14 protein-coding genes, 3 tRNA genes and 1 pseudogene are annotated in these 17,767 nt (G+C 63.7%); 12 read left to right on the top strand and 6 right to left on the bottom strand.

Annotated elements, in window-relative coordinates:
* Positions 1 to 1,195, top strand: a 1,195-nt coding sequence (locus AC1D34_RS18620; RefSeq protein ID WP_476824961.1) for a DUF2336 domain-containing protein, incomplete at its 5' end; no start/stop codon positions are given.
* A gap of 18 nt (positions 1,196 to 1,213) precedes the next feature.
* Here AC1D34_RS18620 and AC1D34_RS18615 read toward each other — a convergent pair.
* The 5 genes from AC1D34_RS18615 to AC1D34_RS18595 form a co-directional block, all read right to left on the bottom strand.
* Positions 1,214 to 1,987, bottom strand: a complete 774-nt coding sequence (locus AC1D34_RS18615; protein ID WP_441491382.1) for an NAD kinase — start codon at positions 1,985 to 1,987, stop codon at positions 1,214 to 1,216.
* Between the two features lie 136 nt (positions 1,988 to 2,123).
* Entirely contained in the window at positions 2,124 to 2,993 is an 870-nt protein-coding gene (locus tag AC1D34_RS18610; protein WP_441491381.1) for an MBL fold metallo-hydrolase, read from the bottom strand.
* 202 nt (positions 2,994 to 3,195) lie between these two features.
* Positions 3,196 to 3,672 carry a hypothetical protein gene (locus AC1D34_RS18605; RefSeq protein ID WP_441491380.1) on the bottom strand — a complete coding sequence of 159 codons (477 nt, stop codon included), beginning with the start codon at positions 3,670 to 3,672 and terminating at the stop codon, positions 3,196 to 3,198.
* Between the two features lie 86 nt (positions 3,673 to 3,758).
* Positions 3,759 to 3,833, bottom strand: a tRNA-Thr gene (locus tag AC1D34_RS18600).
* A 119-nt stretch (positions 3,834 to 3,952) separates the two neighbouring features.
* The gene (locus tag AC1D34_RS18595) at positions 3,953 to 5,629 is read right to left on the bottom strand and encodes an MFS transporter (protein ID WP_441491379.1); all 1,677 of its coding nucleotides are present in this window, start codon (positions 5,627 to 5,629) and stop codon (positions 3,953 to 3,955) included.
* A gap of 323 nt (positions 5,630 to 5,952) precedes the next feature.
* Between AC1D34_RS18595 and AC1D34_RS18590 the strand changes: the two genes are divergently transcribed.
* Positions 5,953 to 6,438: a hypothetical protein gene (locus AC1D34_RS18590; protein WP_441491378.1), complete on the top strand. Its 486-nt coding sequence runs from the start codon at positions 5,953 to 5,955 to the stop codon at positions 6,436 to 6,438.
* 3 nt (positions 6,439 to 6,441) lie between these two features.
* On the opposite strand, the gene rlmB is transcribed toward AC1D34_RS18590, so the two are convergent.
* Positions 6,442 to 7,245 carry a 23S rRNA (guanosine(2251)-2'-O)-methyltransferase RlmB gene (gene rlmB, locus AC1D34_RS18585; RefSeq protein WP_441491377.1) on the bottom strand — a complete coding sequence of 268 codons (804 nt, stop codon included), beginning with the start codon at positions 7,243 to 7,245 and terminating at the stop codon, positions 6,442 to 6,444.
* A 130-nt stretch (positions 7,246 to 7,375) separates the two neighbouring features.
* On the opposite strand from rlmB, the gene AC1D34_RS18580 reads away from it, so the two are divergent.
* The 10 genes and pseudogenes from AC1D34_RS18580 to AC1D34_RS18535 all read left to right on the top strand — a co-directional run bounded on the left by AC1D34_RS18580 (position 7,376) and on the right by AC1D34_RS18535 (position 17,518).
* On the top strand, positions 7,376 to 7,936 hold the full coding sequence (locus AC1D34_RS18580) for an AAA family ATPase (RefSeq protein WP_476824960.1): 561 nt from the start codon (positions 7,376 to 7,378) through the stop codon (positions 7,934 to 7,936).
* Positions 7,937 to 8,122: 186 nt separating this feature from the next.
* Positions 8,123 to 8,207: transfer RNA gene (locus AC1D34_RS18575), tRNA-Tyr, on the top strand.
* Positions 8,208 to 8,257: 50 nt separating this feature from the next.
* Positions 8,258 to 8,331, top strand: a tRNA-Gly gene (locus AC1D34_RS18570).
* Between the two features lie 82 nt (positions 8,332 to 8,413).
* A pseudogene (locus tag AC1D34_RS18565) lies at positions 8,414 to 8,894 on the top strand (DDE-type integrase/transposase/recombinase); the annotation flags it as partial.
* A gap of 183 nt (positions 8,895 to 9,077) precedes the next feature.
* Complete coding sequence (locus tag AC1D34_RS18560; RefSeq protein ID WP_476824959.1) at positions 9,078 to 10,583, top strand: hypothetical protein; 1,506 nt, start codon at positions 9,078 to 9,080, stop codon at positions 10,581 to 10,583.
* 600 nt (positions 10,584 to 11,183) lie between these two features.
* Entirely contained in the window at positions 11,184 to 12,896 is a 1,713-nt protein-coding gene (locus tag AC1D34_RS18555; RefSeq protein WP_476824962.1) for a type I secretion system permease/ATPase, read from the top strand.
* A gap of 119 nt (positions 12,897 to 13,015) precedes the next feature.
* A complete protein-coding gene (locus tag AC1D34_RS18550) occupies positions 13,016 to 14,452 on the top strand; it encodes an HlyD family type I secretion periplasmic adaptor subunit (RefSeq protein WP_441491374.1) in 1,437 nt (478 codons plus the stop codon).
* A gap of 958 nt (positions 14,453 to 15,410) precedes the next feature.
* The gene (gene pncB, locus AC1D34_RS18545) at positions 15,411 to 16,703 is read left to right on the top strand and encodes a nicotinate phosphoribosyltransferase (protein ID WP_441506142.1); all 1,293 of its coding nucleotides are present in this window, start codon (positions 15,411 to 15,413) and stop codon (positions 16,701 to 16,703) included.
* A gap of 126 nt (positions 16,704 to 16,829) precedes the next feature.
* The gene (locus AC1D34_RS18540) at positions 16,830 to 17,243 is read left to right on the top strand and encodes a hypothetical protein (RefSeq protein ID WP_476824958.1); all 414 of its coding nucleotides are present in this window, start codon (positions 16,830 to 16,832) and stop codon (positions 17,241 to 17,243) included.
* A gap of 8 nt (positions 17,244 to 17,251) precedes the next feature.
* A complete protein-coding gene (locus AC1D34_RS18535) occupies positions 17,252 to 17,518 on the top strand; it encodes a hypothetical protein (protein WP_476824957.1) in 267 nt (88 codons plus the stop codon).
* Positions 17,519 to 17,767: the final 249 nt, after the last annotated feature.

Genomic DNA, 17,767 nt, shown 5'->3' with positions numbered 1-17,767 from the left:
GCTCTGGGCCCGCACGGCCAATGCCGAAGCCCGTGCCTCCGGCGCAGCCGCGCTTGCGGGCGCCTATTTGCACTCCGGTATGTCCGACGAGGATCGCCGCGAGGCCGAAACTGCGCTGATCGCGCTGATCGACGATCCGTCGCCCCTGGTTCGCCGCGCCATCGCCGAGGAGGTCGCGACCTCCCCGCGTGCGCCGCGTGCGCTGATCCTCAACCTCATCGCCGAGCAAAGCGACGTGAATGCACTGGTTCTGGCGCATTCACCGGTGCTGTCCGAGGCGGACCTGGTCGATGCGGCTGCCGTCGGGGATGCCCTGGCGCAACGCGCCATCGCACAGCGGCCGTGCCTGCCGACCAGTGTTGCGGCAGCACTCGCCGAAGTCGGCTGCGAGGAAGCGCTGCTGGCCCTGGTAGGCAATCGCAGCGCATGGATGCCGAGTTTCTCGCTTGAGCGCATGTTCGAGCGCGCGGGCGGCTCCGGTGCCTTGCGCGAGGCGCTGCTTGCCCGAAACGATCTGCCCGCAGGACTACGCCAGGCCATTGCAGGGCGGATGTCGGATGCGTTGGCGAGCTTCGTCTCCGGCTGCGGCTGGCTGACGCCGGAGCGCAGCGCAAGGCTGGCGCGCGAGTCGACCGAGCGGGTTGCCGTCGCACTCGCAGCAGGCGGCGAAGACAGTGATGCGCCTGCGATCGTCGAGTGCCTGCGCGAGAACGGCCGGCTGACGCCGGGGTTGATGCTGCGCTCGCTCCTCAGCGCAGAGCCGGCCCTGGCGGAGGCTGCGTTCTCGTCCCTTTCCGGTCTGCCGCTCGCTCGGGTGTCGGCGATCCTTCGGGACAGGAGCGGCGCGAGCTTGCGGGGGCTGTATCGCAAGGCCGGCATGCCGGGCTCGTTGCTGCCGGCCTTTGCGGCAGCCATCGCCGCATTGAACATAACCGGCTTCGAACGGGTGAGCGGTACGCAGGGCATCGACCGCGCCATCATGGCCAGCGTCATGAGCTGCTGCGAGAGCCTCGAAGGCAGTGAGGCCGATTCGCTGAACGGTCTGCTGCGGCGGCTCGATGCCGAGGCGGCGCGCGAGGAAGCGCGGCTGATGGCGGATTCGTTCGCAGATGATGCGGCGCTCGCCCTGCTGGTCGAGGCCGATCCGTCCCTGCTCGTCGAACTCGACGAGGCGGATCTTCGAAACGCTGCCTGAGGCGTCGTCGCCGGCTGGTCAGTAGCCGAATTGCTCGCGCAGGATGCGTTCATCCAGGCTGTGGCCGGGATCGTGCAGCATGACGAGGTCGATGCTGCGGTCGATCGCGATCGCGACCGAGACGACATTGTCGATCTGGATATGGTCGGCCATCGCACTGACGGGGCGTTTTGGCGCTTCCAGGACCTCGATCATCACCTGCGCCTGGTCGGGAAGCAGGGCGCCGCGCCAGCGCCGCGGGCGAAAGGCGGCGATCGGAGTCAGGGCCAGCAAAGGCGCATCGAGCGGCAGGATCGGGCCATTGGCCGAGAGATTGTAGGCTGTCGAGCCCGCAGGCGTCGCGAGCAGGATACCGTCGGAAATCAGTTCCTCCAGCCGCACCTGGCCATCGACGGACAGGCGCAGCTTCGCCGCCTGGTAGGAGCGCCGGAGCAGGGACACTTCATTGATCGCCTTGGCACGGTATTCCCGGCCATTCTCGTCGATCGCGAGCATCGAAAGCGGGTGGACGATGCTGCGATGGGCGGCTTCCAATCGCTTGGTCAGGCCTCGCTCGCGGAACTCGTTCATCAGGAAGCCGACCGAGCCGCGATTCATGCCGTAGATCGGCTTTCCTGTGCCGATGAAGCGATGCAGCGTCTGCAGCATCAGCCCGTCGCCACCAAGCGCCACAATGACATCGGCGCTGTCGCAATCGGCATTGCCATAGCGCGCGACGAGCTTCTCCAGCGCGGCTTCGGCCTCTGGCGTCTCACTGGCGACGAAGGAGATGGCTGCGAAGCGCGCGGTCATCAGGGGGTCCGGATCAGCCAGGCTCAGGGGCAGGGAGCGGTTGGCATAGCACGGCGGTGACGGAAGGGGCGAGCCAGGGCAGGCATAAAAAGAGCCGGGGTCGCCCCCGGCTCGATGCGCGACGATGCCGCATGCCTCAGATGGACGTGGTCCATTGCACGGGCACGAGCTCGAAGCCGTTGCCCGATTTCGCGATGTAGCCGGTGGCCGGGAATGGCGCATGGTAGAACGCGACCTGCATCTTGTCGGCAGAGACCATGTCGAGCAGCCTGCGACGCGTGGCGGCAGCCTGCGGGCCATCCATATCGAACACCGCGGACCAGTCGGGATTGCGGGCGAAGAGGGCTGGGTGGTTGGTCGTGTCCGACATCACCATCATCCTTGCCGTGCCGGAGCTGAGCGCGAAGGTGGTGTGGCCGGGCGTATGGCCAGGCGCCGCGATGGCGGTGATGCCCGGCAGGATCTCCTTGCCGGCCTCAAACTGCTTCACATCCTTGGAGACAGGGCCGAAGACGCGGCGCACGCCGCCAAATGCCCCCTTCATGGCCTCGGGCGCGGCGTTCATCTTGGCGTCGTCCATCCAGAAGGCCCATTCCGCCGCCGGGACCATGACCTCGGCATTGGGGAAAACGGCCGTGCCGTCCTTCAGGCGGAAGCCGTTGATATGATCGCCATGGAAATGGCTGAAGACGACCGTCGAAACATCCTTGGGATCGAAACCGGCGGCACGGAAATTGGCGAGCCAGGTTCCGGAGGTCGGCGCGCCCGAATCGCCATTGCCGGTATCGATCAGGATGAGCTTTCCGCCGCTCTGGATGGCGAGCGTCGTAAAGGTGATGTTCAAGGCATCGGCTGGCAGGAAGGCCTGCGCCATCGCCGCCTTGACCTCCGCGAGTTCGGCATTGCGGACGAAGCCCTCGAGCGGACGACGGGCGAAGCCGTCATTGATCGCGGTGAGGACCATGTCCCCGATCTTGTAGCGATAGTATCCGGGGGCCTGATTCACGGGGGCWCCTTGCGCTTGAGCCGGTGTGAACCCGGCGGGTAAATCCAACGTGGTGGCAACAGCGAGTGCGCCGGCACCGGCAATCACGGTGCGGCGCGACGGACTAAAAGGCGGCATTGCAGTCTCCCTAGGCGCGTCTTCGGCCTGGGCAGCAGCCTAGCGTCCGGTTCGGGGGCTTCAACCGCGCGGGATTGTTGCGGGGTCAACTTTCCGTGAGCGGTGCGTTTATGGTGCGCTGGCCGTCTGCGGGGATGCGTTGGTCGTGCGAAGGGGCGCTGGCAGCCAGCAGTCCGTCATAACGTGCGAGGGCCCGCAGCATGGCCGCGCAAAGGGCCAATGAGCCGAGCATGGCGTTGCCCGAACATTCCGCGACCAGGGCCTGGAAGGCAGCGCTATCCTCCTCGGCCAGGCATTGCAGGCTCCAGCTCCACTCCGGAGCCTTCTGGCGCAGGAGGTTGATCGCGACGTCGATATTAGCGCTGACCAGGCCGAGCGCCTTCCAGAGCGAACCCTGCTGATAGATGCCGCCCATGGGCGTGCGGCGGCCGACGAGATGGCTCGGCTTGCGCCGTACGGTGAAGCCCAGCGCCTCATAGATATCGGCATCGAGCGCGCGATCGGGCTTTTCGGCCGTCTCGCAACGCTCGGCCAGCGCGAGTAAGTGTTCCCGTCTGTCCATGGCCGTTCGCCCAGCCCGGAGGCTCTCACACCATCGCTTGCACGTTCGTGCCGCTAACCGGTCGCGCGAAGCGAGCCAGAGATGTGTGGTGCCGGATGAGGGGATTGAACCCCCGACCTTCGGTTTACAAAACCGCTGCTCTACCGCTGAGCTAATCCGGCCCGGTCAGCCAGATGCGGTTACCAGCCGCGCGCGGCGAGGGCAAGATCGGTTACCGCTTGCCCAAAGAAAAGCCCCGCCTCCAGGGAGGCGGGGCTCGTACCTGTCGGTGATGGGCCGATCAGTTGTTGTCGTAGGTGAGAATGTCGCGATCCTTGGTCTCGGGCACGAAGAGCATGCCGATGACGAAGGTCATCATCGCGATCACGATCGGGTACCAGAGGCCGTAGAAGATGTCGCCGGTGCCAGCCACCATGGCGAAGGAGGTCGCCGGCAGCAGGCCACCGAACCAGCCGTTGCCGATATGGTAGGGCAGCGACATGCCGGTGTAGCGGATACGGGTCGGGAAGAGCTCGACCAGGGCGGCGGCGATCGGGCCGTAGACCATCGTCACATAGATGACGAGGATCGTCAGGATGCCGATGATGGTCAGCGACTGGGCGTTGAACAGCGCGTTCATGAAGCCGGTCTTGACGATCCGGGCGTCGCCCGCCGCGGGATAGCCGGCGGCGACCGCTTCCTTGGCGATGTTGGCGGCGAAGCCGGCATCGATCGCGACATCCTTGCCGTTGACCGTGACCTTGGCCGCGGTGCCGGCCGGGGCCGGGACCTGGGTGTACTGGATCGCCTGCGAGGCGAGCGTGCGGCGGGCGACATCGCAAGGCTGGGTGAAGGTGCGCACGCCGACCGGGTCGAAGACCGAGCCGCAGCTGGCAGGATCGGCGACGACCTGAACCTTGACGTTCTCATGGGCTGCGGCGAGGCCGGGATTGGCTGCCTTGGTGAGCGCGCCGAAGAGCGGGAAATAGGTCAGCGCCGCGATCAGGCAGCCGGCCAGGATGACGGGCTTGCGGCCGATCCTGTCCGAAAGCGAGCCGAACAGGATGAAGCCGCCGGTGCCGAGGATCAGCGACCAGGCGATCAGCACGTTGGCCGAATAGAGATCGACCTTCAGGATGCTCTGGATGAAGAACAGGGCGTAGAACTGACCGGTGTACCAGACGACGGCCTGGCCGGCGGTGAGGCCGAACAGCGCCAGCAGCGCGATCTTCGCATTCTTCCACTGGCCAAAGGCCTCGGAAAGCGGTGCTTTCGAGCCGCTGCCCTCTTCCTTCATCTTCTTGAAGGCCGGCGATTCCTGCATCTGCAGGCGGATCCAGACCGAGATCGCAAGCAGGAAGATCGAGGCCAGGAATGGAATGCGCCAGCCCCAGGCAGTAAATTCGGCCTCACCCATGGTGGTGCGGATGCCGAGAATGACGATCAGCGAAAGCAGCAGGCCGAGCGTCGCCGTGGTCTGAATCCAGGAGGTGTAGAAGCCGCGACGGCCCGGAGGCGCATGCTCGGCGACATAGACCGCTGCGCCGCCATATTCACCGCCGAGCGCCAGGCCCTGCAGCATGCGCAACGCGATCAGGATCACCGGTGCGATCCAGCCGATCGAGTTGTAGCTCGGCAGCAGGCCGACCAGGAAGGTCGAGGCGCCCATGATCACGATCGTGACGAGGAAGGTGTATTTGCGGCCGATAAGATCACCCAGGCGGCCGAAGAACAGCGCACCGAAGGGGCGGACGAGGAAGCCGGCGGCGAAGGCGAGCAACGCGAAGATGGCGCGCGTATTCGGATCGAAGGCCGAGAAGAAATGCGCGCCGATCATCACGGCGAGCGAACCGTAGAGATAGAAGTCGTACCATTCAAAGACGGTGCCGAGCGACGAAGCGAGAATGACGCGCTTCTCTTCCTTCGTCATGGGGCGTCGCGTCGCCGCAGCCCCCGATGTCTGTGCTGCCATGCTCATGGCGTTCTCCCCTGAATAATGCCCGGCATCGGGACTATCCCCCGGGCCGCCCGTTTCCCTGTGGCTCGATTTCTTGCGACACGATGCCACTGCCTGCCGGGTGAAGTTTCGCTTGCACCAATCCGGCAATTGCACAGGAATGCGCTGACGCGAAATGTTGTGCAATCAAGCACTTGGTCTTGCATCGTTCGACGTAAGACTTAAGGCGTAGAGGTCTTTCCCTCGTTCCCGCACGCGGCGGATTTTCCCGGATTGGCAGTGCGGCGCTGACTGTCCTATAGTCAGCGCGAGGCCGACATGATGCGGGGAAGGGGAGCGCGCCGATGCCGCGCATCCATGCAACGTTGCCGCTGCTGGCATTCCTGGTTTTCCTGAGCCCGGTCAGCGAGGTTGTGGCAGCTGGGTCAGGCAGGGCTTTCGCGCCGGCCGGGCCGCCGTCCTTTGCGCCGCGAATGGCTCCTGGCTTTCGGCATTTGGCGCGCCAGAATGGACCGATATTCCGGCATGATCGTGCCCGACGTTTCCTGGGCAACCCGGGGTTCATCGGCGGCCCCTGGTATTCCCCCTCCGATTTCGGCCGCGACACCGTGATCCTGCAGGAGCGCGAGGCAGAGCGGACTATCGATCGCTCGCGCGATTATACGCCGGTGATGGTGGGGATTCCGCAGCCCCCGACGCCCGAGCCGGTGATCTACCGGCTGGAAGGTTCACGGCAGCGGCCGATTGTGCGCATCATCCGTGTCGGCGAGCAGGGGAGCTATGCCCGCGACGAGGACGGCGCCCGCATCCGCAATGTGCCCCGGCGCTGAGTGTCAGCGCCGCCGGCTTGCCGCATAGAGCGCGATCGCGGTGGCGTTTGAGACGTTGAGGCTGGTGATCGCACCCGGCACTTCCAGCCTTGCGAGATGGTCGCAGAGATCGCGGCTGCGCTGACGCAGGCCTTTCCCTTCCGCACCCATCACCATGACGAGTGGCCGCTGCAGGGCGATTTCGTCGAAGGCAGTCGCCCCTTCCGAATCAAAGCCGATTCGCTGGAAGCCGCGCTTGCCAAGCTGATCCAACGCATCGCCGAGATTGCGCACGGCGATCAGCGGAACATGCTCGAGCGCGCCGGATGCCGATTTTGCCAGCACGCCGGTTGCTGCCGGAGAATGGCGAATCGTGACGATCACCGCGGCAGCGCCGAACGCGGCGGCCGATCGCAGGATCGCTCCGACATTGTGCGGGTCGGTGATCTGGTCGAGCGCGAGCACGATCGCATCGTCGGGAAGGCTGTCCAGATCAGGCGAGGGCAGGGGATCGCAGACCAGATAGAGGCCCTGATGCACGGCATCTGGAGTGAGCAGGCGGTCGATCTCCGACGGGCGGACCAACTCGGGTTCGAGCGGCAGCGTGCCGACCTCCTCGCTCAGCCGCTTCAGGGCGTTCTCCGTGGCGAGGAGGCGTCGAAAGCGTCGATTGGGATTGCGAAGTGCCTCGATGACCGGATGGACGCCGTAGAGCACGGCCTCGTCGATATCGCCGGGCCGGTGTGGCGGGGGGCCGGCATCGCGGTCGCGGCGTGCGAAGGGCTTGCCGCCGGGCCTGGCCGGCTTGGGGCGGAACGGCGCGGGCATGGGGACCTCCGAAGCGTGACGGCCCATGCCCTGCCACGGCGGGCGGCGCTTTGCCAGCCCGGACGACGGATTTTCGGTGTCGAGCAGCAGCGGACGCTGTCGCAGGCAAGAGGGATTGAGAGGGAACGGGATGGCTAGGACCGAGGATATCCAGCGCTTCGTCGTGATTACCGGTGGGCCCGGTTCCGGCAAGACGACGTTGATCGAGGCGCTCTCAAAGCGAGGATTTGCGACGTCTCCGGAAGCCGGCCGCGCCATCATTCGCGATCAGGTGGCGATCGAGGGACAGGCATTGCCCTGGGCCGATCGCGAGCTCTTCGCCGAGCTGATGCTGAGTTGGGAGCTGCGTTCCCATCAGGCTGCGAGGGAGCAGGCCGGGCTGGTCATTTTTGATCGAGGGGTTCCCGATATCGCGGGTTATCTGAGGCTCTCGGGACTTGGTGTTCCCGCGCATGTGGACAACGCGGCAAGACGGTTCCGCTACCGAAGCGAGGTCTTCATCGCGCCGCCCTGGCGCGAGATCTTTGGGCAGGACGAGGAGCGCAAGCAGGATTTCACCGAGGCTGAGCGAACCTACGAGGCGATGGTCGCGGCCTATGACGATTATGGCTACCGGCTGTGCGAGGTACCGCGGTTGAGCGTGGAGGCGCGCGCGGATTTCATCGAGGCTTGGATTACAGTTGGTTTCTGAGGCTCTGGCCATGCCGGCCCCGGAAAGGGGCTGGGGACGGATACAAGGAAACGTGGGTGAACCGGCTTTTTGCCGTTGACACGCCGGAGCCCGGTCACCATAAGTCCGCCCGCACCTGTTGCCCGTCACGAAAGTGAAACAGGCGCTTGGACAACGTTGCTTCACGGCGCGCGTCCACGACACGGCGGGGGAATGTCCCGAGCGGCAAAGGGGGCGGACTGTAAATCCGCTGGCTATGCCTTCGCAGGTTCGAGTCCTGCTTCCCCCACCACCGTGTCCTGTCTATGTTGATGTCGCCGTTCAGGCGGTGTCGCACCCGGCGCGGGTGTAGCTCAATGGTAGAGCAGCAGCCTTCCAAGCTGAATACGAGGGTTCGATTCCCTTCACCCGCTCCAACACTCTCGCCTCAGAATGGCGAAGAGCCGGCTCGGTGCATCCGGACAGGTCGGATAAGTGGAGCTCCTGCCTGAACACGGCGAGGTGCTCCATCGCCGGCCGAACACCTCGAAGCCGGCGCCGGGATACAAGATCTTCCCCCACCTTCTGCGCAAGCAGCCGGTTACGCGGCCTAATCAGGTCTGGGCGATGGATGTCTCCTACATCCCCATGGCGCGCGGCTTCGTCTACCTGAGGGCTGTCGTCGATTGGTTCAGACGCCGGGTTCTGGCCGGGCGTTCTCGATCACCATGGATGTCGCGTTCTGCATCGGGACGGTCGAAGAAGCGATGGCTCGCCATGGCAAGCCTGACATCGCCAACACGCACCAGGTGCGCAGTTCACCAGCCGGAAGTTCACCGCTCTGCGTATCGGCGCCAGCGTCAAGATCAGCATGGACGGCAGAGACGCCTGGCGCGCCAACGTCTTCGTCTAACGTCTCCGGCGATCGATGAAAGATGAAGAGGTCCATCTGCGCGCCTATGGCGGCGTGTCCGAGGCTCGCGCCTCGATCAGCTGGTATCCGACCTGGCTCGCCACAAGTTCGTCGGCCAATCGCCTTTGCTTCTGCGCAGATTAGCCTCGATCTCGGCTGATTGACGCCATGAAGGTAAACAATCTTCCGGCCGCCTCGTACCGTTTTGGTACACGACGCTCCCCCAGCCGTGGCTATCGCTCACGGCACCCAGAGAGAGGGAAGACCGCCTTGGCTCGCTTCGCGCATGATACGCATCAACGACACGACAACCATCACCAGCACGGTGATCACAATCCGCCCCAACCGCCCGAGACGCCCACTCCCCCCACCTCATCTGCTCCGGAATTTTCGGATCTCGGCGCCACGTTCAACGACGCGACCCGCGCGCTCGTTGGCGGCCTATGGCAAAACGCAGTCGAGGAAGGCGGCCAAGGCCATGGCAGCGTGGTGCGATATGTGGACGACCTCAAATCGGTGGAGAGCGGTCTCCAGTCCGAGATAAAGGCAGGTCAATTTTCCGGCGATACGCTCACGCACATCCAGACGGTCTTGTCCGACATCACGACCGCGCTTTCGGCCGCGACAGCATCCGTGAATGGCGGCGGATCATTCGGCAGCGTCGCAAATGCCGAGGCCGCTCTACGTGCAAGCCATCTCGACATCCTCGATACCGTCAATAACGATCACACGCTTTCGACCTTGGCCACGCAGAATGGCGCGACCGGATTTCTCGCGGCGCCGGAGACGCTCCCCGACGGCGTGACTGCGGCGACTGCGCCTCATGCCACCCTGGCCGAGATCGGTGCCATCTTCAACGATGCTGCCAATCGCATTCTCGGCGGTGTCAATTCGGACAACAAGGCGATCATCACAAGTGACATGAACGCCGTCGTCAGCGGCCTCAAGCATTTGATCGACGAGCAGCCCACGCAGTTCGAGGGTCTCACCGGCATTCATGCCGACACCGTCATGAGACAGGCGCAACTCGAAATCACCTATATCAACCAGGCTGGCATCGACCCGGACGCCGGCCGGGGCAGCAACGACAATATCCTGGACATGATCGATATCATCCAGGGGGATGCAAATCTGGCTGGTATGGCCAACCAGGGAGGCGTATCGGGCTTTTCCCAATTTCCTGACGCTCTCAATCCAACCCCGAGATATCAGGACAATGCCGCTCAAACGGCTTTCTGGGCCAACTTCATCGCGCAAGGCAACTCGCTGGGCCAGCGGGCAGAACAACTCGTCGGATCGGGCGATACGCATGCGATCAGTGCCCTGATCAACGAGTTTCAAACGTTCGAAAAGAACGCAACCAAGTTCRATCTGGCGCAGGGTGGGATCTTCGGGGCACGCTTCGACAATGAATTGACACCGAGCAGCACGCTCGGGGCCGAAGTCGATGCGATGATCAAAGGTCTCAAGACCGGCGATGCTGCCCTGGTCACGGCAGCTGCCGAGGTCATCCACGACAATGCCGCAGACGTGGGTGGCAACAACATTCCGATAACCGGCGGCCATTTCAACCCGGATGGTCTGACCGTGGCCGAGGTGCTGTCGACGGCGGTCACTGCGCCCGCGACCGCAGCCGCTGATCCGAAACCAACGCCGACACCTCCGGGTACGGTCGCTGACGCTGCCCCGCCTTCATCACACGATCACGCGACAGCCGACATCCATCATTCACCGATTGTCGATACGGCACATCATCTCCATCACATGTGGGGATGACGTCGCGCGGGCAGGCTTCCAACTCCTGGTTCATCCATGGTGTTGGAAGCCGACTCGGCCGATCGGCCGCAGACGGGAGGACGTCATTGTTGGCGTCCGAAAGTAGGGCCGACCCCGCCATTGCGTGATCTGATTGGCGCGGACGCCAAACTGCCGCGCCAACTCCGAAAGTGTCTTCTCGCCTTTCAGCGACGGCAACGACACCTTCGCCTTGAAAGCCGGTCTGTGGTTCCGACATGTCCGGCGCTTCATGGCCTCTCCTGCTCACGGCCAACCTGCCGCGTTCAGGCAAACTCGACTTAGCCGACCTGCCTTGGATTGCCCGAGCCGGCTCTGTGTCTCGCTCACGGCGGTCGCTTCATCGCGCCGCGCGGCTTGACGAGAACCGGCGCATTCTTGCCGGAAAATGGGGCGGTATCGCCCGTCAAGCACATGTGATCGCCGACACGCATCGGCCGGACAAAAAGGCGCAGAAGAGGCATGAGTCTCGCTCAAAGCTACGGACCAGAGATATTTCAATCCGGCACGATGTCCGAGGGGCGCTCGATACCGGCATCTGACGATCCGGTCGCACGCGGGTTGCGCGACAGTGCGCGTCGCATGACCGGAATCGCCGTGTTCAGCGGCGTGATCAATCTGCTGATGCTGTCTGGCTCACTCTATATGCTGCAGGTCTATGATCGGGTGATCCCGAGCCGCAACATCGCGACCTTGCTTGGTCTTTCGCTCGTGGTTCTGCTGGCCTATCTCGTTCAAGGCTATGCCGACGCGCTGCGCTCGCGCATGCTCTCCCGCGTCGGAACGCTGTTCGATGTGGGCCTGCAGGAAGCGATCCACACCGCGCTCGCCACGCTTCCTCTGCGCGGCGTGAAGCCCATCCTGATGCAGCAGCCGCTCCGCGATCTGGATCAGATCCGGGCGTTCATGTCGGGCATGGGGCCGACGGCGTTCCTGGACATGCCGTGGATCCCGATCTTCATCATCGCCCTGTTTCTGTTCCATCCGGCGATTGGCGTCACGGCCGTGCTTGGGACCGTTGCCATCATTGCGATGACAGTGTTGACCGAGCGCGTGTCGCGTGGCGCAGCCAGGGCCGCCATGGACAGCAGCGCGCAGCGCCAGGTCCTGGCGGATGCGACCCGGCAAAATGCCGAAGTGATCCGGGCGCTTGGAATGCAGGACCGATTCACGGCGCGTTGGTCGCAGGCCAATGAACGCTGTCTGCGCGAAAATGGCCGGGCAAGCGACGTCTATGCCAATCTCGGATCAGCTGCGAAGGTTCTCCGCTACGTGCTGCAATCCGGGATGTTGGGCATCGGCGCCTATCTCGTCGTGACCGACAAGGCGTCGGGGGGCATCATGATTGCCTCGTCGATCATGATGGGGCGGGCGCTTGCGCCCGTCGAGGTGGCGCTTGGCAGCTGGAAACAACTTGTCGCTGCGCGTCAGAGCATTGCCCGCTTGCGCGAAATCCTCAAGGTGACCGCTGCTCCTCCCGCGCCACCGGTGATGCTCCCGCGCCCTTGCCGCGAACTCCTGGTTCAGGACCTMGCCGTTACCGCACCAGGCACGGATAAAGCGATCGTCTCGCATATTTCATTTTCGCTCACGGCGGGCATGGGATTGGCGCTTCTCGGCGCGAGCGCATCGGGAAAAACCTCGCTGTCGAAGGCCCTGGTCGGAATTTGGCCGGTCAGCAATGGCGTGGTGCGGCTTGACGGCGCAGCGATCGATCAGTGGCGCAATGAGGACCTGGGGCGTCATGTCGGCTATCTCCCGCAGGATGTGGCCTTGTTCGACGGCACCGTCGCAGAAAATATCTGCCGATTTGAAGATCAGGCGACGTCCGAGGCCATTTTGAAGGCCGCGCAGATAGCGGGCGTGCACGACATCATCTTGCGTTTGCCGGAGGGATACTCAACGCGCATCGGCGAAGGCGGCATGTCGCTCTCGGCGGGGCAGCGCCAGAGGATTGGATTGGCGCGCGCGGTCTACGGTGATCCGTTCCTCGTCGTGCTCGATGAGCCCAATGCCAATCTTGATGCGGAGGGGGAAGGCGCATTAGCGCGCGCCATTCAAATCCTGCGTCGCGACAAATCCATTGTCATCGTCATCTCGCATCGTCCCAGCGCTCTCTCCGAACTGAACATGGCGATGGTCCTCCACGAGGGCAAGACGGTTGCATTCGGCCCCCGCGACGAGATCTTTGCGCGCGTTCACACAGAGAAGACCGTGGCAACGCGCCGACCTGCGACAGTGTCAAGCGCGAACCAGATTGGCCAGACACAGGTTGCCGAGGTCGTTCCCTCGTGAACCGCAGTGGCCCCACGCAGCCTCCGGCGCATCTCAGCCCGCCCATCGCACCTGTCGACCCGACGCCGTTGGCGCCCGTGCCAGCCCATGTCGCGTCGGCCAATGGAGCTCAACGGCAAATGTTGCATATCGATACATCCCGATCGACTGTTCCCCCCAGGGGAAGCGACGCCGCGGCTACGCCGGCAAGTGACCGATTGATCGACAGGCGCCGCGCCGAGCTGACGGCTGGCACGGCGGATGCCCGGAATGATACTCTGGCGTCGCGGGTCGAACGCGCGTTCCACCGCGAGCTCAGGATTGGCCTTCGGGTTTTGATCGGTGGCGGAGTCTTGATCGGTGCGTGGAGTGCATTGATGCCGCTGGCCGGCGCGGTCGCCGTTCCCGGCAATCTGGTCGTTCAATCGAACGTCAAGGCGATCCAGCATCCGACCGGCGGAATTGTCGCGCAGATTCCGGTCCATAATGGCATGCGGGTGAACGCTGGCGATCTGCTGCTGCAACTGGATGCAACCCAGGCGCGGGCGAGTCTCCAGGTGGTGAGCAAGCAGCTTGATGAATTCCGGGTTCGGATTGCACGGCTGATGGCCGAGCGCGACGCTCACGCGCAGATCGAAACGCCGCCCGAGATGGCCGCGCGATCGGCAGAGACCGGTGTCAACGCGCTCCTGGCGTCGGAAGAGTCGCTGTTCAAGGCTCGTGCGAATGCGCGGCAAAGCCAGAAGGACTTGCTGCAAAGCCGTGTCGCGCAGCTTGGCGAAGAGATTTCAGGCCTCGATGCCCAGCTCAAGTCCAAGGCAAGCCAGCTGGAATTGATCGGGGGCGAACTCTCTGGAATCAAGACGCTGTATGACAAGAAGCTTGTGCCGCTGACGCGATTTACGACCCTGCAGCGAGAATCCGCACGTATCGAGGGCGAGCGGGGGCAACTGATCTCGGCAATCGCCGAGACAAAGGCAAAAATCGGCGAGGCACAGCTTCAGATCGTACGGATCGATCAGGACTTTCGGACCGATGTCGTGAAGGAACTCGGCGAGGCCAGGGGCAAGGAGGCCGAGCTCGTCGAGCGTGGCGTTTCCGCGCGAGACCTCCTCGACCGGATCGATATTCGTGCACCGACCTCGGGCGTGATTCACCAGCTTGCCGCGCACACGATCGGCGGTGTCGTTCGCGCTGGCGACACGGTCATGGAAGTCGTGCCAGATTCCGACGATCTGCAGGTCGAGGCGCGGCTCCAGCCCAACGACATCGACCAGGTGCGGTCGGGTCAGAAGGCGTTCATCCGCTTTTCCGCCTTCAACCAACGTGTGACACCGCAGCTGACGGGTGTCGTATCTTATGTTTCTGCCGATATCAGCCGCGACCAGCAGACCAATGCTCCGTTTTTCACGGTGAGGGTCGCCCTTCCTAACGATGAACGTCGCCGGTTGGCCGACTCGCCGCTCGTTTCGGGGATGCCGGCGGAGGTCTTCATGCAGACAGGGAGCCGCACAATGATGAGCTACCTGCTGAAGCCGATCTCCGATCAACTGCAACGTGCCTTTATCGAGCGCTGACACGGGTGGCGAGTTTTTCGGAAAGCTTCGCCTCGACTATGATCGGTTTGATGCTCTTCTCGACGAGAAGATAGAAGACAAGCAGAATAACCTTCCGTTCGCCCTGCATCGTCATCGTTGACTGGTGTCTGCCCGGGGTCGACAGCCGAGCCGGACCATGTCCGGCCCGGATGGTCAGGTCCCGGCCTGTTCTCTATCGATAACAGGACACGATGACGTTTCGGCGCGCGGGCGGGTGCCGCAGCGTGGAATATCGAAAAAATGTGGAGTTATCGAACGATAGATCCCTCAACTTCGGCGGAGAAAACGTCTATCTAAGAAATTACTGTGCCTCGCATGGCTATCGAGGTCGCGTTGCCGGGTAACAGGACAAATTGGATCTGTTGGCGGCGAAGCTGTCGAATATAGCTCGCAACAGGAGACAGGACGATGGGAACGGTTCAACGGGCATGCCTGCTGATCGCCAGCGGGATTGTGTTGTCGGGCTGCCAGGTGACGCAAGAGAGGGCTGCGCAGCTTGCTCCTGTCTGCGCGATTCCTGTCAATCGGACAGTTCAATCCATGTACTGGCTTGAATGCCAGTCGGTCTATTCGTCCTCGGGCTATTATGCGAAGCGCTATTAGGAACTGGCCGAGGGGCGGACGCACGCCGCCCGCCGACCTGCGCTGACCAGCCTGCCTCGTCGACTGGTGCCCGCCATGTCTGGTGGTGCCCTCAACCCCGCAGATTGCTGCCTCCGGCAGGTTCGCCTTCGACGAGACTTGCGTCAGCGCGAGGATGGCGCGGCCGCCGCGTTTTGGCTTCTGCGGGATCACCATTTGCGTGCAGAGCGTTTGCCTGCGGCCGGGCCTTGCCCTGCACGCCGCTCGCCCCCGACGCGAATTCGGGTGGATGTTCAAGGCTCGCGATCTCGCCTAGTTCTTTTCGGCCCTTCAGCCGCACGGACACGCGCGCCGCATGACCCTGACCGATATCGCGACGAGAACCTACAACCACGGCTGGCGGCTCGACCCGATCATTCGCAGCCTGCTCGATACGGATTTCTACAAGCTGCTGATGCTGCAGATGATCCGGAGCTTTCATCCGGATGTGCAGGTCACCTTCTCGCTGATCAACCGGTCCCGCCATATCCGGCTTGCCGATCTTGTCGATGAGAACGAGCTCAGGGCGCAGCTCGATCATGCCCGCGGTTTGCGCTTCAGCAAGAAGGAATTGATCTGGCTCGCGGGCAACAGCTTCTACGGCAGGACGCAGATGTTCTCGCCGGATTTCCTGGCCTGGCTCGCCGAATTCCAGTTGCCGGAATACGAGCTCAGGCGGGTGGACGGCCAGTACGAACTGCATTTCAGCGGCCCCTGGACGCACAGCACGATGTGGGAGGTGCCGGCCCTGGCGATCATCAACGAGTTGCGTGCGCGCCGGGTGATGGTTGGTCAGAAGCGCTTCTCGCTCGATGTGCTCTATGCCCGCGCCAAAGCGAAGATGTGGGCGAAGGTCGAGCGTCTGCAGCAGTTGCCGGAACTGCGCCTCTCGGATTTCGGCACGCGGCGCCGCCACGGGCATCTCTGGCAGCGCTGGTGCGTGGAGGCGCTGAAGGAGGGGCTCGGCCCACGCTTCACGGGCACATCGAATGTGCTGCTCGCCATGGACAATGATCTCGAGGCGATCGGGACCAACGCGCATGAGCTGCCGATGGTGCTCGCGGCGCTGGCAGACAGCGATGAGACGATGCTGGGTGCGCCCTACCGTGTGCTCGAGGAATGGAGCAAGGTCTATGGCGGCAATCTGCTGATCGCATTGCCTGACGCCTTCGGAACCACCGATTTCCTGCGGCGTGCGCCCGACTGGGTTGCGGACTGGACTGGGTTCCGTCCCGATAGTGCCCCGCCGATAGCCGCCGGCGAGCAGATCATCGCCTGGTGGCGCGAGAAGGGGCGCGATCCGCGCGAAAAGTTGCTGGTCTTCTCGGATGGGCTCGACGTCGCCGCGATCGAACGGGTCTACCAGCATTTCGATGGAAAGGTGCGCATGGCCTTCGGCTGGGGCACCGATCTCACCAACGATCTCGTCGGATGCTCGCCGGACGGTTCGCGCGCGCTCGATCCGATGTCGCTGGTCTGCAAGGTGACGCGGGTGAACGGCCAACCGGCGGTGAAGCTCTCCGACAATCCCGACAAGGCTTCGGGCGAGCCAGGCGAAGTCGGCCGCTATCGGCGGGTGTTCGGGGCGCACGCCGTATCTTCGCAATAGGGCGAGGCGAGTGCCGGCACGGGGGCGGTTTTCCTGCGTGCCCAATACCTTGGTTCAACTGGCGCGATGATTTCGGGATCGTTAACGCCCGCCAGTCGCATTTTGCGCAGGGGGCATTTCGACGCCATGATTCGATTTCTGCTTGCAGCCGTTCTGGGCACGGCGCTTGCCGGCTGCGTTACGCCGGACCGAGGATTGACCTTCTCGGAGATACGCGATCTCAGGATCGTCGACGTTATCGTCGAAACGCCAAAGCCCGTCGACGGCCAGACAGCCATAGTCTGGCCGAAGGCTGGAATGGCCTATGCCGGCACGCAGATGCCGGCATCGACCCGTCCCGTTTCCCTGGGGCGTGATCCTGCCGGAGCGGGCAATGGGCCGACGCCGGAGGAGGCTGCGTGGGATGAGAAATTCATGGCTCTCAGCCGGAGCGCGGCTGCTCGGACGCAGATGTACAGCACGCTGGCGCAGATCACTCGCGACAGCTTCCGAAAGCGCGCTTTACCGAACAGCCTTCGGGCAAGCACGCGGCCAAGCTGAAGGTCGTGGTGAGGTCGCTGATAGCTCCCGGTGGGCAGGCGAATTTCAGCGCGGACGTGATCGTGCTCGATGGGGTGACGGGGCGGCCGCTGACGCAATACCCTAACCTGACTGGCGTCAGGGCTGCATCGACTGCGGTCGTGCCTGCCACGCCCGTGGGAATCCTCATCGGGTTTGCTGCGCTCGCCATTGCCGACCAGATCCGGGGTGATCCAGCGTATGAGGCGATCGACAGTGCCTCCGCGTCGTTTTCCGCCTGGCTCCTGCGCGAGTAGCCGTGGCGGGGGCGTGGTTCGTGAGGGGCATTTAGGGGCTCCGGCCTTGGCCGGCTTGCGGTTGCTCGCCAAGGCCACGGACGGGGAGCTTTCTCGCGAACAGATTCCAGTGCCGGCTCACTGAGGGCGGCGGTCTCGTGACGATGCCCTGAGCGCAGGACGCATGCGGTTGGGGTGTCGCGGTGCGCGGCTGGCGTCATCTCGCCCGCCACAGCTTGCATCGACGCGCAAAACCCCCTAATGCGACCC

Source organism: Allobosea sp. P1_A7 (genome assembly GCF_056406775.1).
The sequence above is the reverse complement of the archived record's forward strand: the minus strand, read 5'-3'. Positions and strand labels throughout refer to the sequence as shown.

Bases quoted from the DNA above. Each gene is read 5' to 3' on its own strand.
- rlmB (WP_441491377.1), bottom strand. From the start codon at position 7,245: ATGCCCGCGCCGTTCCGCCCCAAGCCGGCCAGGCCCGGCGGCAAGCCC.
- AC1D34_RS18595 (WP_441491379.1), bottom strand. From the start codon at position 5,629: ATGAGCATGGCAGCACAGACATCGGGGGCTGCGGCGACGCGACGCCCC.
- AC1D34_RS18605 (WP_441491380.1), bottom strand. From the start codon at position 3,672: ATGGACAGACGGGAACACTTACTCGCGCTGGCCGAGCGTTGCGAGACG.
- AC1D34_RS18590 (WP_441491378.1), top strand. From the start codon at position 5,953: ATGCCGCGCATCCATGCAACGTTGCCGCTGCTGGCATTCCTGGTTTTC.
- AC1D34_RS18540 (WP_476824958.1), top strand. From the start codon at position 16,830: ATGATTCGATTTCTGCTTGCAGCCGTTCTGGGCACGGCGCTTGCCGGC.
- AC1D34_RS18550 (WP_441491374.1), top strand. From the start codon at position 13,016: ATGTTGCATATCGATACATCCCGATCGACTGTTCCCCCCAGGGGAAGC.
- AC1D34_RS18580 (WP_476824960.1), top strand. From the start codon at position 7,376: ATGGCTAGGACCGAGGATATCCAGCGCTTCGTCGTGATTACCGGTGGG.
- AC1D34_RS18615 (WP_441491382.1), bottom strand. From the start codon at position 1,987: ATGACCGCGCGCTTCGCAGCCATCTCCTTCGTCGCCAGTGAGACGCCA.
- pncB (WP_441506142.1), top strand. From the start codon at position 15,411: ATGACCCTGACCGATATCGCGACGAGAACCTACAACCACGGCTGGCGG.